The 13,945-nt window shown below is 67.6% G+C and carries 18 protein-coding genes; all 18 read right to left on the bottom strand.

Annotated features, from left to right (window positions below):
• Positions 1–28: 28 nt before the first annotated feature.
• The 18 genes from ACFSL2_RS01270 to ACFSL2_RS01185 all read right to left on the bottom strand — a co-directional run bounded on the left by ACFSL2_RS01270 (position 29) and on the right by ACFSL2_RS01185 (position 13,944).
• A complete protein-coding gene (locus tag ACFSL2_RS01270) occupies positions 29–364 on the bottom strand; it encodes a hypothetical protein (RefSeq protein ID WP_377183891.1) in 336 nt (111 codons plus the stop codon).
• On the bottom strand, positions 345–962 hold the full coding sequence (locus ACFSL2_RS01265) for a hypothetical protein (RefSeq protein WP_377196100.1): 618 nt from the start codon (positions 960–962) through the stop codon (positions 345–347). The genes ACFSL2_RS01270 and ACFSL2_RS01265 overlap by 20 nt, the downstream gene beginning before the upstream one ends.
• A gap of 41 nt (positions 963–1,003) precedes the next feature.
• The gene (locus ACFSL2_RS01260) at positions 1,004–1,504 is read right to left on the bottom strand and encodes a hypothetical protein (protein WP_377196099.1); all 501 of its coding nucleotides are present in this window, start codon (positions 1,502–1,504) and stop codon (positions 1,004–1,006) included.
• A 20-nt stretch (positions 1,505–1,524) separates the two neighbouring features.
• Positions 1,525–2,826: a replication-associated recombination protein A gene (locus ACFSL2_RS01255; RefSeq protein ID WP_377183885.1), complete on the bottom strand. Its 1,302-nt coding sequence runs from the start codon at positions 2,824–2,826 to the stop codon at positions 1,525–1,527.
• Between the two features lie 30 nt (positions 2,827–2,856).
• On the bottom strand, positions 2,857–3,276 hold the full coding sequence (locus ACFSL2_RS01250) for a WhiB family transcriptional regulator (protein ID WP_377196098.1): 420 nt from the start codon (positions 3,274–3,276) through the stop codon (positions 2,857–2,859).
• 63 nt (positions 3,277–3,339) lie between these two features.
• Positions 3,340–3,867, bottom strand: coding sequence for a hypothetical protein (locus tag ACFSL2_RS01245; RefSeq protein ID WP_377196097.1), 528 nt, complete (start codon positions 3,865–3,867; stop codon positions 3,340–3,342).
• A gap of 253 nt (positions 3,868–4,120) precedes the next feature.
• Positions 4,121–4,789, bottom strand: coding sequence for a hypothetical protein (locus tag ACFSL2_RS01240; RefSeq protein WP_377183879.1), 669 nt, complete (start codon positions 4,787–4,789; stop codon positions 4,121–4,123).
• Between the two features lie 178 nt (positions 4,790–4,967).
• Entirely contained in the window at positions 4,968–5,600 is a 633-nt protein-coding gene (locus tag ACFSL2_RS01235; RefSeq protein ID WP_377183877.1) for a hypothetical protein, read from the bottom strand.
• Positions 5,597–5,947, bottom strand: coding sequence for a hypothetical protein (locus ACFSL2_RS01230; RefSeq protein WP_377196096.1), 351 nt, complete (start codon positions 5,945–5,947; stop codon positions 5,597–5,599). Before ACFSL2_RS01230 ends, ACFSL2_RS01235 begins: the two co-directional genes overlap by 4 nt.
• Positions 5,944–6,207: a hypothetical protein gene (locus tag ACFSL2_RS01225; RefSeq protein ID WP_377183873.1), complete on the bottom strand. Its 264-nt coding sequence runs from the start codon at positions 6,205–6,207 to the stop codon at positions 5,944–5,946. Before ACFSL2_RS01225 ends, ACFSL2_RS01230 begins: the two co-directional genes overlap by 4 nt.
• A 186-nt stretch (positions 6,208–6,393) precedes the next feature.
• Positions 6,394–6,654, bottom strand: a complete 261-nt coding sequence (locus tag ACFSL2_RS01220; protein ID WP_377183871.1) for a hypothetical protein — start codon at positions 6,652–6,654, stop codon at positions 6,394–6,396.
• A 446-nt stretch (positions 6,655–7,100) separates the two neighbouring features.
• Positions 7,101–7,691, bottom strand: coding sequence for a zinc finger domain-containing protein (locus ACFSL2_RS01215; protein WP_377183869.1), 591 nt, complete (start codon positions 7,689–7,691; stop codon positions 7,101–7,103).
• 120 nt (positions 7,692–7,811) lie between these two features.
• Positions 7,812–9,611, bottom strand: coding sequence for a DEAD/DEAH box helicase (locus ACFSL2_RS01210; RefSeq protein ID WP_377183867.1), 1,800 nt, complete (start codon positions 9,609–9,611; stop codon positions 7,812–7,814).
• On the bottom strand, positions 9,608–9,808 hold the full coding sequence (locus ACFSL2_RS01205) for a PDDEXK family nuclease (protein ID WP_377183865.1): 201 nt from the start codon (positions 9,806–9,808) through the stop codon (positions 9,608–9,610). The genes ACFSL2_RS01210 and ACFSL2_RS01205 overlap by 4 nt, the downstream gene beginning before the upstream one ends.
• Positions 9,809–9,942: 134 nt before the next feature.
• The gene (locus tag ACFSL2_RS01200; RefSeq protein ID WP_377196095.1) at positions 9,943–10,194 is read right to left on the bottom strand and encodes a hypothetical protein; all 252 of its coding nucleotides are present in this window, start codon (positions 10,192–10,194) and stop codon (positions 9,943–9,945) included.
• Positions 10,195–10,285: 91 nt separating this feature from the next.
• Positions 10,286–10,450 carry a hypothetical protein gene (locus tag ACFSL2_RS01195; protein WP_377196094.1) on the bottom strand — a complete coding sequence of 55 codons (165 nt, stop codon included), beginning with the start codon at positions 10,448–10,450 and terminating at the stop codon, positions 10,286–10,288.
• Positions 10,451–10,478: 28 nt separating this feature from the next.
• Positions 10,479–13,646, bottom strand: a complete 3,168-nt coding sequence (locus tag ACFSL2_RS01190; RefSeq protein ID WP_377196093.1) for a hypothetical protein — start codon at positions 13,644–13,646, stop codon at positions 10,479–10,481.
• Complete coding sequence (locus tag ACFSL2_RS01185) at positions 13,615–13,944, bottom strand: hypothetical protein (protein ID WP_377196092.1); 330 nt, start codon at positions 13,942–13,944, stop codon at positions 13,615–13,617. Before ACFSL2_RS01185 ends, ACFSL2_RS01190 begins: the two co-directional genes overlap by 32 nt.
• Between the last annotated feature and the right edge of the window lies 1 nt (position 13,945).

Raw genomic sequence — 13,945 nt, 5'->3', positions numbered from 1 at the left:
ATCTGCGATCCGTGTGTCCGCCGCACCCTCAGGGCAGGAAGATCTCGCGGCCAATCAGGGCCGCGGGGTCGACGCCGGTGGGGACGTAAGCGTCCAAGCAGTCCTCCTCCGCGAGGCTCTCGACGAGAGGATGACTCTCGATGGCCTCGCGTGCCTCGTCCGGCGTGGAGAAGACGATCGCGGCGTTCGGGTGGTCCTGCCTGTCGATGAGGACATAGCCCAGCTTGGCCGGTTCGCCGCGCTGCATGCGTGTGAGGTCGAGACGGAAGCGGACGTGTTGCTCAAGCATGAGGACGTCGAAGCCGAGATCATCCGAGAGGTCGTCCACGCGCTTCGACGTGTCCTCAGTGCTGTCGTCGACCATGGTGGTCCTCGCTTTCAGGGTCGGAAGTGTCGGCGCCGGATTCGTCGAAGGTCTGGATGACCGTGCCGGGGGGCACATGGATCGCGACACGGTGGCGGGTGCTGTCCATGGCTTGTCCGTCTGGCATGACGCATTCGGTGACCTGCCAGTCGTCGGGCAATTCGCACCGGTAGATCTCGATGCGTGCGCTGGTGCCGTCGGGCTCGGCGTCCTGGTAGATGGTCACGACATTCGATCCGGGATACGCGTCGTAGTCGGCGATCCGCTCGTAGGTGGAGCTCATGAGGTCTTGGCGAAAGCCGCCTTCGTCGAGCTCACGGGCGTACTTGTAGTCGATGACTCCGCGGCTCCGGACCTCGCCGCGGCCCCCGACCAGGCCGGTGTTGACGTATCCCTCGACGTAGACGCCGGTGGTGGCGTCCATGGCGACGATGTCACCCTCGGCCACGAGTGTCCACGTGATCTCGTCGGGTTCCGCTGACCGGCAGCCGGCCAAGCCGGCGACGAGGGCAAGCGCGAGCGCGGCGATGGTGGTGATCCTGGTCTTCACGCCCGAGCCCCCTCGGCGGACCGCTGGGCCCGTGGTGGGAGTGCTCATGGGACGGCTCCTTATGTTGTGTGCTGTTCGACCTCGCGTGCCTACTTCGGCAGCACGACGGGCTTGTGGTTCTCAGGTGTGAGGCCGGCCTGCCATTTGGTGACCTGGTTGTCCTCGACGGTGATGCCCCAGAGGTCGAGGTACTCCTCGCCTTGAGCGGTGAAGGAGCCGTTCACGACGTGGTCAGTCGTGAACTCGGCGAGCCTCGGGTCCTCGTCGCGATGCGCGTCGAGATATTCCTTGGCGCTGGGCGCGAGCAGACGGGTGACGAGGAAGGCGATCCGCTCGGCGCCCTGGTAGGTCTTCTCCGATTCGTTCCAGACGATGGTCGTTCCGTCTTCGTCGGGCTCGAAGTGGCACCAGACGCCCGGCTGTCCGGCAGGCGGCCGGTTGAAGTCGACGGTCACACCGGGCAGCGCGAGAGGGCCCTCGATGCGCTGGCACCGGCGGGTCGCGGCGAAGTCGATGAGGTAGGCGGTCTCGTCGTCGTTCAACGGCGGGACGATCGTAAGACTGCCGCTGAAGTAGGTGTCAGATCCCATGGGTCAAAGCTTCTTTCTCGTCAGGCGGACTGTTCGTCGGCGAGCTGCTCAATCGCATCCAGCCGTGTTCGCACGGTGTTTTCGAAGCCGTTGGTCGTCGGCGTGTAGTACTCCCGGTCCCGGACCTGGTCGGGCAGGTACTGCTGCGCGACGACCCCGTGGTCGTAGTCGTGCGGGAACAGGTAGCCCTGGCCGTGGCCGAGAGCTTTCGCTCCCGGGTAGTGCGCGTCGCGCAGGTGCACGGGCACCTCGCCGGTCATCCCTTGCCGGACGTCCCGGAGCGCGCTGTCGATGCCCCTGATCACTGCGGGGCTTTTCGGTGCGGTGGCGATCGCGATCGCCGCGTGGGCAAGGTTGATCCGTGCCTCGGGCATGCCGACCAGCTGCACGGCCTGCGCTGCGGCGACGGCGATCGACAGGACGGACGGGTCCGCCATGCCGACGTCCTCGGAGGCGTGCACGACGAGCCGGCGCGCGATGAAGCGCGGGTCCTCCCCCGCCTCGATCATCCGGGCGAGCCAGTGCAGCGCTGCGTCGGGGTCGCTTCCCCGCATCGACTTGATGAACGCGGAGACGACGTCGTAGTGCTGGTCGCCGTCGCGGTCGTAGCGCTGCAGCGCGGAGCCCGCGGTCTGCTCGAGGATCTCGTGGTCGATGCTGTGCTTGCCGGCAGCCTGCGCCGTGGCGACGGCGGTCTCCAGGCGGTTCAGCGCCTGGCGGACATCGCCGCTCGAAGAGTCGGCGATCACGTCGAGGGCGGAGTCCTCGAAGCCGATGCCCGTTGCACTGACCTGAGGGTCGTGCTCGAGCGCTCTTCCGAGGACAGCGACGATGTCGCGGCTGCTCAGCGGGCGCAGCACCATGAGGATGGACCGGGAGACCAGAGCCGGGTTCACCGAGAAGCTCGGGTTCTCCGTTGTCGCGCCGATCAGCGAGATGGTCCCGGACTCCACGGCGGGCAGCAGGACGTCCTGCTGTGCCTTGGAGAAGCGGTGGATCTCGTCGATGAAGACCAGCGTCTGGGTGCCGTCCACGTCGAGCGCCTTCTGCGCAGCAGCAAGCGTCCTGCGCACGTCGGCGACTCCGGCGGAGGTGGCCGAGAGCTCGACGAAGCGCCGCCTCGTCTCGAGCGCGATGACGCTGGCGATGGTTGTCTTGCCGCAGCCGGGAGGACCGTAGAGCAGGACAGACACAGCGGGCGCACCCTGACCGCTGGCGAGCTGCTCGAGCGGCGAGCCGGGGAAGATGAGGTGGTTCTGTCCGACGACCTCACTCAGTACGGTCGGCCGCATGCGCGCGCCGAGTGGTGCGTTCCCGGTCATGGTGCTGCTCCTGGATCTCGAGGGCCAGTGTCAGCCCGTGTTCGCGAGGCGCTCGCGCTCGCGCGCCCTGCGCGCCTTGATCGCTCGGTACACGGTCTGGTCGGAGACACCGAAGCTCGCGGCAACGACAGGTGCGCCGACCTCTGTGTCGACCATCGCGAGGATGGCCTGGTCACGCGTCTGCCTGCGTGCACGAGCGAGACCCAGGCGCTGGCCGGGCAGAGCGCTCGTGATGCGGTCACGCTCCGAGACGGAGAGCCCGCCCCAGATACCGAAGCGCTCGCCGTTGCGCAGCGCGTACCTCAGGCACTGAGCTCGGACGTCGCAGCTGTCGCAGACGCGCTTGGCGTCTGCGCTACTGCTGCCCTTCTCGGGGAAGAATGTCTCCGGGTCGGTCTGCGCGCACAGGGCCTGGTCACGCCAGCCCTCGTCGACGTCGATCTCGGACATGACTGCTCCTGTCCCAGCTTCCCGCCGTTGGCCCTGGACCGCGCTCGCTTTGCTGGCGACGGTTCAGGCACCTGCTGCGTGTGTCTGGGCGAGCGTCGCGATGGCACAGCGGCGGACCGCGTCGTACTGTGCCCAGAAGTCGTCGTCGACTGCCTGGGTGATGGCGCGGTTGATCTCGTCGTCGCCCAGGTGCTGGATCAGCGCGGCCTGCTGAGGGGTCAGATCGTGAGCCTCCGCAGGGGCATCGTCCAGCTCGGCGCGAACCGAATCTGCGTCGAGGCTGATGCCGTGCCTGCGCGGAGGCAGGTTGGTCGGATCGGTCGCGGTCTTCTCCTTCTCCGCAGCCTCGGCCGGGTTCTGGTCTCTGGCTGTGGCCATGCCGATATCCTGGAGGTAGGACTCCATGAGTGCGGCGTTCCGGGCGTCGTCACGGGCGAGGTACTCGGCCTTCAGCTGGCGGAGGTAGGCGCCGATGATGCGCTTCGGCCGTCCGCCCTCGGCCATCGCCCAGGGGCATCGCGTGCACCAGTAGTTGCCGTCGTAGACGACGGTTCCGACGTGGCGGCATCGTGGACAAGGCTCGTCGTGCACGGGATCACCCGACAAGATCGCGGGGTCGAACCTGGATGACATGGTGGTCTCCTTCTCGGTCTCGGGTCGGTCCCGCTGCGGTCTGTGCTGATCGCGGCTGACACTTGCGCACACGCCTGGTGCTCTTCCGTCGCTTCGGGGTGGGTCGCTACGTGGCGCTGGACTTTCCGAGCTCGGTGCATCCAATGCGCCAGATCGGAGTTCGGCGCAGCACGGAAGCCCTCGATGGGCTGACGGCTGCGCTAGTAGCGGCTCATGGTGTGTGCCTTCGCGAGTGCACTGCCAGGTGGCGTCGGAGGCTCTGTCCCGCCCCGGCGAGGAGGTCGGTGATCTCCTCGGGGAACGTGACGAAAACGAAGTCCAGGGAAGTCACCTTGTCGAACAGGAGCATCACGGCCTCGTGGCGCGCGATGCCCCGGCTCATGAGGTAGAACAGCTCGTCCTCGTCGAGGACCGGCTGCCCGCCGAGCGCGTTGAGGGTCGCATCGGGATCAGACGCGAGCTCCATGGGCCGTTCGGCCACGACGTACTCGTGCGGCCAGAGGTGCAGGTCGCCTGCCGGGGTGGCGATGATGGCCTGCTTCGGGTAGACCTTCACACCGTTGGTGGTGAACGCTCCGGAGTTCAGCTCGTGCGCGCGGGCTCGCCACATGCTCAGCGGTGGGATCCGGAATCGCGATCGCAGCTCGGTGAAGGGCTCTTCGACCACGATGACCCACGCTCCATCCTCGGGGATCTCTTTGCCCTCCTGCTCGGGGAAGTACATCGATGGCTCGATGCCCGCTGATGCTGCTTCGAACCAACCGTCATCGGAGGCCTTGGCACGACGGGACTCGTACCAGTCCAGCCACTCGGGCGTGACCTGGGTGCGTCGGGAGTCGGTGTACTTTTTCGGCGCGCGTGCGCGCTTGCTCTGTGCCAAGGCTGGATCACCCGGATCTGTTTGGGCCCTCGGCGCGCATCGGGCACACGGGGTACATGCGGAGTACTTCTCGGAGTTGAGCAAGAACTGCCAGGTCTTCTCGCCCAGTGCCCTGCTGGTGCAGATATCCCGCAGCCGGCGGCACCCACGACGTCGCGCACACTGTCGGCCGGCGTGCTCACGACCTGTTGCGCTGTTTGGCCGTGCGGGTGATGCGGTCGAGCAGGCCGCCGATCAGGCTCCAGGCCTCGTCGTCGTTCTCGTGCTCGGCCAGCCACTGGGCAGCCGCCAGGGATTCGGGGTCCCCGCGGTCGCGCAGCGCGTTGGCCAGCTCACGGGGGATCGCGTTGTCCCAGGCACCGCGTTGGTCTGCTCGGGCGTCGACGACGGCGGCCGAGATCTGGAGATCGGCGCCGGTCTCCGGGTCGATGAGCGTCCCGACCGAGACGACGTCGGAAAGGGGCTGATGGTGAGCGGTGCCGTGCTCGTCGAGGTAGACGAGCGCAATGTGCTCGGCGCCCACCGTCGTCGGCGTCGTGGCAGCGGGCTGGGGTGCAGTCCCCTGGAAGACCTCGATCAGCGTGTTGATCTGCTTGCGGCGCACCAGGAGTGCGTCGCGTTGAACCTTGCGCTCCTCATATCGGGCCAGGTGTGCGTTGCAGCAGACATCCAGCGGACCGGGCGTCTCGTCGACCTGGTAGCCACGAAGGTAGTGATCGGACTCGACGGCCTTCTCGTGGAGCGCGCTCAGAACGAGGCGCTGCTGCACTGGGGTCACCGTGATGCCGAGGTTGGAGTCGGTCGCCGTCATCCCGTGGTCTCCTGCCCTGCCGAGTCGGCGATCTCGAGCATGTTGATCACCTCGCGTGTGGCAGCGACGGCCGCGGCGTCCGTGTCGGTGTTTCGCACAGCGAGCTCGGCGATGGTGAGGCGTGCGCTGGCTGCCCGGGCCGGGGTGATGGACGGCAGGACGTCGACGTCGACGTCGCCGTCGGTGACGAGATGGCTCCGGCGGAGCTGGAACCTCCCGAACGCACCCGCACGCTCCCGGGCGGGGATCTTCGCGAAGCACTCCCGGCAGTGGACGGCGCGGGTCTTGCGCCCGCAGCCGCCGGCGCACGGCTTGAGCCGCTGGCTGCGGCCGTTGAAGCTGGTCATGAGCGGTCCTCCGCGATGACGGCGTACAGGTGGACGGTGACCGGGTGTGCACCGTCGGGCAGATGGCCGACGTGGGGCCTGCGGTCGAGGTCACGGTGACGCGAGTCGATGCAGAAGCAGACCCAGGCGCCGGAGCGGACGTGCTCGGCGACCATCACGTCGCCGTCCTCGACGACGTGCACATCCAGTGCAGGGACAGGGACCGTGGCAGTTTCAACGTCGCGGTCGTTCAGCAGGAGGTCCTGCATCAATGCGTTCATGGTGTGCTCCTGGTATGGGGCCCAGGCCGGACGACACGGCCCGGGCGTGGATGTCGGTCGTGGTCGCTGCGCTCCCCGCCAGGGCACAGGTCGTCGCTGGTCAAGAGCGCAGCGCGGCCGGAGAGGATCTTGCGGACGCGCTCGCATGGTTCTCCGGGTCATCGACCTCGGAGGTTGTACGGATGATCAGCCGAACTCGAAGCTGCGGCCCAGAAGCGCTGCCTCCGACGAGCCCGTGATGGTCACGTCGTAGCTGGAGTCGCCGTGGGTGCGGCCGGTGCCGGTGAACTCGAAGAGTTCGTCTGTCGCCCAGTCCTGGAGCTCGTCCTCGACGAAGCTCTCCGGTGCCCCGACGACAGCAGACAGCACGAACGTCTGCACGGTCTCGCCGGGGTAGAAGTTGTCGATCGTGAGGTCGACGGTGATGGTCCGGTTCTCGGTGCTCATGGGTCGCTCTGCTCCCTCGGGCACGCGTGCGTGCCAGATCGTTTGGTGGCTGGGCGTTCAGTCCGCGTTGCCTCGGCGGTGCCGCACGTAGACGCGCTCGTGGTTCTCGGCGAGGACTCCGGCAGGCCGCATCAGCGACTCATGTAGGTCGCGAGTGCGCAGTCCGTCTCGTCCGAAGCTCCTGCGGGGGCTGTCGATGTCCCTGACGAGACACCGATGTGATCCTGGGGGGCGCCCGATACCCGACCCGTTGCGCCATCGGCCTGCCACCCGGGTCGGCGCCGCCGACCTCCGAGGGTCAGCGCCCGCAGGGCGCGACACCGAGGGGTGACCGCGACCTCGTCGTGCTCACCCAGCTACTCGTCGACGCTGGTGCGATGTGCTCAGGCCACCGGACGGACGTGGGTCCGGGATTCTCCGTGGTCGTTGTGCGGATCAGGCGCAGATCACTGCCGACGACGAGCGATCTGCAAGAGCTTGTCGATCGACTCGTCCCGCGACAGCGCGTGGTAGATCTCCGAGACGATGTCGTGCTCGTCGAGGACCTGGTCGCGCAGTGCGGCGATCTCCCGGCCGGCGACGGTCTCGACGGCGGGCACGCGCTCGTCGTGCGGATGCTTCGTCGGCACGTGCCTGCCGCTGCGGCGCTGGACGAGGTTCTCGCACGGCTCGGCCCGCCCTGCTCCGCACCTGGGGCAGTCGCGCTCGAGGCTGTGGCGCGCCACGAGTTCCTGCAGCTCTTGCCGGGTGCCCTTCGCGGCTACTCGGGCGTCGGCGTAGCTGGCCTGGTCCCAGGGCGAGGTGGTCTCCTCGCGCAGCCTCTCAAGACTCTGCACGACGGCGTCGATCTTGCGCTGGTACTCCTCGATGTCCTCGTCGAGGCACTCGTGCGGGAGGTAGGTGTACCGCTCCTCGAAGTCCCCCGGGTCGTGGGTGGATCGGGTGAGCAGCCTGCCGGCGACGGGGTCGTAGAGGCCCTGGTCGTACCGGAACCCGGTGCGACCGCAGGAGTGGCACACGGACTTGCGCATGAACATGACGTCTCCTCTTCTCAGCCCGACCACTCCTCTCGACGCGACGCGGAGACGATATGGGCGGGGTCGGCAACCGCGGCGACATCCCCACTGGTGCGCAGCGGGGACGTCGGGGGATGAGCCTCAGGCTCGTTCGATGGCCCAGAGATCGCTCAGGTCCTCGCGGATCTCCGCCTCCAGGGCAGCCAGGAAGGCTTGCTCAGCGGCATCGTCGCCGGAGACCGCCCGGATGAGGTCGTCCTGGATCTGCTGCTTGCCGGCGAGCACCGCGGGCATCCGCTCGTCCTGTGTGCCCTTGGCGATGAGCCGGTGGATGGTCACCGGCTGGGTCTGGCCCGTGCGGTAGAGCCGGCCGTTGGTCTGCAGGTAGTGCTCGAGCGAGAACGGCAGCGTGTACCAGATCATCGTCGAACCGCCGTCCTGCAGGTTCAGGCCGTGTCCGGCGCTGGCGGGGTGCAGGAGCATCACCGGGATCTGCTTGGTGTTCCAGCGACGGACCATGGCGCGCGATCCGTCGAAAACCCGTGCATCGAGTCCGGCCTTCTTGAAGCGCGCGAGCAGCTGCTCGAGGTCCGAGCGGAAGTGGTAGGCGACGAGCACCGGCTCGCCGCCGTTGTTCCGTACGAGGTACTCGGCCATCTCGAGCTTCTTGTCGTGGATGACCTCGTATCGACCCGCCGTGGAGGGGTCGTCCGGATCCGCTGTGTAGAGCGTGCCGGAGGCGAACTGGGCGAGCTTGCTCGTGAGCACGCCCTGGTTCCCGGCGACGACGGTGCTGATGAGCGCCTGGTCCGGATCAGTGACGAAGTCCCCGATCATGCTCTGCCGGAAGTCCCGGTAGGCGACCTGTCGATCGTCGCCGGCGAGCGTGCTCAGATGCGTCCGGATCACCTGGGCCTCGGGCTCGTGCGATGTCCTGAGCCAGTCGTCGTAGGCGGCGCCGGCCTTGCGCATGACTGCCTCGTTTACGACGTCCAGGACGAGGCGGCGCCTGAAGTCCTTGTAGGCCTGCAGCAAGTCCGACGGGAGCGTGACGTTCGTGTCCTGAATCGTGAGCGCCGGGAGCTGCAGGCTCGTGTTCTGCGCGCTCATCACCAGATGCGAGATCGCCTGATGGATCTCCGCCTCGGCGCCTTCGGTGGGATCCCACCTCGCCGGCCTCGTGGTGCCCGGAACCATCTTCGCCACGAACCAGCGGTCGCGAAACGCATCGATGTCCTGCCCCAGGGCCTGGCCCTGGTCGAGCAGGAAGACCTGGCTCCACAGGTCGTCCAGACCGTTGGGACTCGGCGTGCCGGTCAGCTCGATGAGGCGCGTGACGGCCGGGCGCACCTGCTTGAGTGCCTTGAACCTGTTGCTCGTGGGCGACTTGAAACCCTGGGACTCGTCGATGATGACGGTCTGGAAGGGCCAGATGATGGTGTCCTCGCCATTGATCGACTGGATCGGCATCTGGTCGACGAGCCCGCTCTGGCACCCCAGGCAGGGGTGGTTCCCGTGGCCACCTGCCCCTTTGCAGGTCGTGCAGGTCTTCTGCGGGGAGCGGGTGAGCAGCTCCTGGTTGATGAAGTACATCGTCGGCGGGTCGGTGAAGACGTCCCGGAACCGCGCCAGGCGCTTGGCCTTGGGCAGTTTCCGGTCGTTCTCGTCGACGATGAGCGACTTCGTCCGGATGGGGAAGCCCCACTTCTCGATCTCGTCGAGCCAGGTGGACCGCGCGATCGCGACAGGGGCGACGACGAGGATGTGGCCCATCGGGCGGACCGTCTGCAGCACGGAGAGCGTGGTCAGGGTCTTTCCGTCCCCGACGCCGAGCCATGCCCCGGCGAAAGGGTGGTCGACGAGGAAGTCGTGGATCTGCTGCTGGTGCGGCTTCAGTGTGATCGCGGACGGTGACGGATGTGTCGTCGTGGGGGCGTTCATGGGGTGGGGTCTCCCTTCTGGATGGTGTCGGCGGCGGCGCCGTGTGCCAGGCGCGTAACGAGGTGGTTGACGAGGTCGTCGACGGCCGCCTTGTTGTCGATGACGTCGACGCGTGCGCCGTCGCGGCGCAGTTTGGCGTGCCTGGTTCGCTGCCGTTTGCGCACTTCACCGCCGGGACGCTTCAGCTCGACGGACACGATCCCGGCCGGCCGGCGACGATCCGGTCAGGTACTCCCCCGTAGGCCGGGACCAAAACGCAGCAGACCGTGCCGCCTGCACTGGCGCGGGAAGTAGCGCGCCACCATGCCCTCGCGTCGGCCGCTAGGCGAGATCACCGGGGGTCGGCAGTCCGGGCGACGGCCTCCCGCAGCATGGCGAGGCACTCGCCCGCGCCCGGTGAGCCGTGGCCATCCGTCCATCTCGCGGCGGCGATGACGATGCCGAGGGCACGGTCCTGCTCCGCTGCGGCGTCCAGCGCCAGCGCGAGGGCATGGTGGCGCGCGGTCCCGGCCGGTCTGCCGGGCTCTTCGGCGACGACGCGTGCGGTCTCGAGGATCATCTTGAGGAGCTGTTCTCGGGTCATGTTTCTCTCCGTGGTTGAAGGACGCGGTGCGGGAGCTGAACAGCGCATGCCCGTTCGGGAAGCGTTGACCGACCCTCGGTCGAGGTCACGGTCACGAGAACAGGCCTGTGCGGTAGGTGCGCAGGGTCGCCTTGATCGTGCCGAGCGCTTCGTCCAGAGCCCGGACCTCTTCATCGGAGTCCTCGTAGACCGACCGGTCGGACGGGATCTCCCCGACGACCTGGGTGATGATGGTCAGCGCCTCGGTGGGGGTCATGGTTGGTCTCCTTCGCTGCTCTGGGCCGTCAGGTGGCGTTCATCCAGTTCTTGGTGAACGTCTCGTCGAGCATCTGGGTATAGGTGCCTAGATCGAGCGCTGCGATGAGCCGTTCGACCCGCGGGGCCGGCAGCGTCCTCAGATCGTCGTTGGCGACGACCATCGACCACGTCGGGTCGATGCCGTTGATGCGGCGGATCACGACGTCCTGGTCGTCGGGCAGCAACATGAGGCCGTCAGTGGCGATGGTCTCGTTGCGGTTCTTCGCCCAGCCGTGGTGGCGCAGGACCTGGACGGCGATCTCGTCACGTCGCACTCCGGCGCTGCCGTTCTGGCGGCGCTTGGCCTGGCTGGCCGGGCTGACCTTCCAGGCGCCGGCGTTGTGCAGGCTCACGGCACCGTCGGTGCCGTCGAGGACGATGAAGACCCGGTTGACCATCTGCAGGGCTCGCGGGTTCACGATCCGGGCGTCAGCATCCTCATCGTCCTGGTCACCGTCGCTGAGAGGGTCCGCGGCGAACGGGTAGGTGATCGATCCACGCGATGCGGCGATGACGTTCTGGAACAGCACGAGCGTGCGCACCGGGTCGTCGGGGTCGATCGCCTCCTCGATCGCCTTGCGGCCCAGCACGGGGTCGAAGGGTTCGGACAGGGCGCCCTCTCCCCGGCTGGCGACGGTCTGCAGGTATCGGGCCAGGGCGAAGTCGATCACGGCGGGGTGGGCCAGCGACTTCGTCGGGGTGGGTCCCGCGTGGCAGGCCAGCGTGCCACCCGAGGCGGTGATGATCGGGCTGTCGGCGACGGCCCGGCCGGGGGTCGGCGCCTCCAGCTCGAGGCGGTTGTTGGAGTCCTTGCTGATCAGGAACATCAGCTCGGGCTCGATCTCGACGCCGATGGCCGACTGCTGCTGCGCGAGCACGCGGTTGTTGGTGCTCTCGTCGAAGCCGTTGCTGCCGTCGACGACGGAGTAGAGGCCGTCGGTGTTCGTCGAGATGATCCGTGCGCCCGCGAGGGTCTGTGCCTGGCCGATGCGCCAGCTGAACAGCTGGCCGATGATCCGCATCGAGATGATCCGGTTGTTCATCCGGATGGGAGTGCGGTGCGAGGCATCACCGGCTCCGGACGCCGAGTTGAGGATCAGCTTGGTGCCGTTGCGCAGGGTCGCCAGCCGGGCCTTCTCCTCAGGGGTGATCCCGAGCTTCTTCATCTCCTGGCCCAGGCGCTCCTTCTCGAAGAAGATCGTCGTGTAGCGGTCTTCACCCAGCTCGGGGTTGTAGAAGGCCCGCATGTTGCGCAGCAGGTTGGGGTAGTAGCTCGTGAAGTCCTCGTGGATGACCAGGCCCGCGCTGGTGCGGGCGTACTTCGGGTGCAGCCTGGTGGAGCCGTCCTCCTTCGAGGTGAACAGGGCCGGTGCTCTCTTGGCCGGTTCGTCGCGGTAGACCGCCTTGGCCGCCGAGGTGACGGCCAGGACGGCCTTCCCATCGAGCACGGTCCCGTCGGCCAGACGCACGTGCAGCGCCTCGGCTTCTGGGCGCTGGGTGGCCAGCAGGTCGGCGGGGTCGGATGTTTGGGCCTGCGCGCGTGCGAGCTGCGCGGTCTGCTCGGGGTCGTCCTTCTTCGGCTTGCGGTACTTGACCTTTTCGGTGTCGGAGCCGAGCAGCACGAGGCGCTTGTCGACCCATGTGCCGTCGGGCAGGGCCAGCAGGTGGTGCTGGCGCTTGGCCGCCGCGACGAAGTCCTTCGCGTCCGGGAAGGCGATCCGGGCACGCTGGAGCATCGTGTCTGCCTCGATGCGCGCGATCCGGTCCAGGGTGTAGGCAGACATGTCGGCCTCGGCGCCGTGGATCCCTCCGGTGGAAAACGTGACGAAGCACGAGGACGGCGAGGCGTCGGAGTGGAAGTAGGGCACGTTGTTCGGTGTCTTCGGCACGTCACGCAGCGACCTGGGCGGCAGGGAGTAGAGCTCTTGGTACTCGTCCGAGTCGTTGAAGTTCTTCCCCTCGACCGAGCGGTAGTAGCCGACGACCTGCATGAACTGCGCATGCGCCGCCTTCTGCGCCGGTGTCGTGCCTGGGTTCTTCCTGGGGTCGGGTGCCACGTGGTTCTCGAAGAAGCGCACGCACTCGTCCAGGACGTTGACCTGGGCGACGCCTCGCTCGGCGGCCACCTCCTTGGCCGGGTAGAGGAAGGAGACTGCCTCGATGTCGTTCAGCGGCGTGTACGGCGCGAGGATGCGGCCGACGAACTTCGCCGAGGACGAGTCGACGGTCAGCCGGTCGCGGCGTGCCGAGCCGTCCCTGGCGTAGACCGTCTCGGCGTACTGCGTGAGCAGGCTGGCCTTGAGGTCGAAGCTGCTCGCGTAGGTCGGATGCGTGAACAGCTGCGCCAGACCGAGGCAGTCGGAGACGTTGTAGGCCAGCAGCTCGTAGAGCTCCTCGAGGGTCCGGATCGAGGTGTCGTGGCTGAGCTTGTCGGACTCCTTGATCTGGTGGCCGAGCATCCCGAGCAGGCGCTTGAGGCTCACCTTGAACTGCTGCTCGTTGAGGCGGGCGACGTCGAGGTGACGCCCTGAGTGCAGCATCGCGCGGCGGATCTTGGCCGCCGGGCCGTCCCAGCCGAGATAGCCGGGCATGTACTCGATGTGCTCGCCGAACAGCGTGTCGTTGTGCTCGCGCATCCCTCGCGCTGTGGCCGGCTGGAACAACCGGTCGCTGTGCGGGGCCGGGAACGCCTCGTGGAGATAGAGCGCGAGCATGACCGTGTCGTAGTTCATCGAGTTGTACCCCGCCAGGAACGGGTGCGCGCTCGGGTCGTAGTCGGGATCCGTGTCACAGACCGGGCGCAGGTGCGCCGGGTAGCTCGAGACATCGCTGCGGTCGTTGACCTGGTCGGCGTTGGACAGGCCCACGAGCTCGGCGAGACGGATGTTGCCCCGCTCGGAGCGCAGGTTCCACAGTTGGGTGCTCACCGCGGGCAGGCCCGGGTTGGATCGCACGACCGCCTCGTACAGCGCCTGCGGGTCGACGCCGTCCGAGAGCTGCTCGTCGTCGGTCAGGAAGAAGATCTCCAGCCGGTCGACGACGCCGTCAGGCTCGGGCGTGTACGCGCACAGCGTGAAGACGTCTTTGAGCGACTCGATGTCGTAGAAAGTGAAACGCGCGTTCTCAGCCGTGACGGGTCTGCGCTGGGTGGTCATGATGGGGACCTCTTTCGTCGTTCCGGCCGTCACGGCCGTCTGCGTTCGCCGGTGTCGGGCCCGCTCTCAGTGCAGGTCTGGGGTGGGCGCCGGGGCGTTCGTCCACGCGCCGGGTGGCCGCAGCCATGAGCCGGGCCTTCACGGTCGGGGCGGTCGCGATCTGCGCGCGCAGGGTGGGCTTGGTGATCCTCTGCTCGCGCGCGATGTCGGCCAGCACCGTGCTGGTACGGCTCGGTTGGCCGGCGAGATCGAGCACCGCCCGGGCGCGCCCGGCGATGGTGTGAACGACTGCACGCATA

The organism is Promicromonospora aerolata (genome assembly GCF_042682255.1).
GTDB lineage: Bacteria > Actinomycetota > Actinomycetes > Actinomycetales > Cellulomonadaceae > Promicromonospora > Promicromonospora aerolata.
Note: the sequence above shows the minus strand (reverse complement) of the source record. Positions and strands in the feature narration are given on the sequence as shown.

Bases quoted from the DNA above. Each gene is read 5' to 3' on its own strand.
- ACFSL2_RS01270 (WP_377183891.1), bottom strand. From the start codon at position 364: ATGGTCGACGACAGCACTGAGGACACGTCGAAGCGCGTGGACGACCTC.
- ACFSL2_RS01265 (WP_377196100.1), bottom strand. From the start codon at position 962: ATGAGCACTCCCACCACGGGCCCAGCGGTCCGCCGAGGGGGCTCGGGC.
- ACFSL2_RS01260 (WP_377196099.1), bottom strand. From the start codon at position 1,504: ATGGGATCTGACACCTACTTCAGCGGCAGTCTTACGATCGTCCCGCCG.
- ACFSL2_RS01255 (WP_377183885.1), bottom strand. From the start codon at position 2,826: ATGACCGGGAACGCACCACTCGGCGCGCGCATGCGGCCGACCGTACTG.
- ACFSL2_RS01250 (WP_377196098.1), bottom strand. From the start codon at position 3,276: ATGTCCGAGATCGACGTCGACGAGGGCTGGCGTGACCAGGCCCTGTGC.
- ACFSL2_RS01235 (WP_377183877.1), bottom strand. From the start codon at position 5,600: ATGACGGCGACCGACTCCAACCTCGGCATCACGGTGACCCCAGTGCAG.
- ACFSL2_RS01230 (WP_377196096.1), bottom strand. From the start codon at position 5,947: ATGACCAGCTTCAACGGCCGCAGCCAGCGGCTCAAGCCGTGCGCCGGC.
- ACFSL2_RS01225 (WP_377183873.1), bottom strand. From the start codon at position 6,207: ATGAACGCATTGATGCAGGACCTCCTGCTGAACGACCGCGACGTTGAA.
- ACFSL2_RS01220 (WP_377183871.1), bottom strand. From the start codon at position 6,654: ATGAGCACCGAGAACCGGACCATCACCGTCGACCTCACGATCGACAAC.
- ACFSL2_RS01215 (WP_377183869.1), bottom strand. From the start codon at position 7,691: ATGTTCATGCGCAAGTCCGTGTGCCACTCCTGCGGTCGCACCGGGTTC.
- ACFSL2_RS01210 (WP_377183867.1), bottom strand. From the start codon at position 9,611: ATGAACGCCCCCACGACGACACATCCGTCACCGTCCGCGATCACACTG.
- ACFSL2_RS01200 (WP_377196095.1), bottom strand. From the start codon at position 10,194: ATGACCCGAGAACAGCTCCTCAAGATGATCCTCGAGACCGCACGCGTC.
- ACFSL2_RS01195 (WP_377196094.1), bottom strand. From the start codon at position 10,450: ATGACCCCCACCGAGGCGCTGACCATCATCACCCAGGTCGTCGGGGAG.
- ACFSL2_RS01190 (WP_377196093.1), bottom strand. From the start codon at position 13,646: ATGACCACCCAGCGCAGACCCGTCACGGCTGAGAACGCGCGTTTCACT.
- ACFSL2_RS01185 (WP_377196092.1), bottom strand. From the start codon at position 13,944: ATGCGTGCAGTCGTTCACACCATCGCCGGGCGCGCCCGGGCGGTGCTC.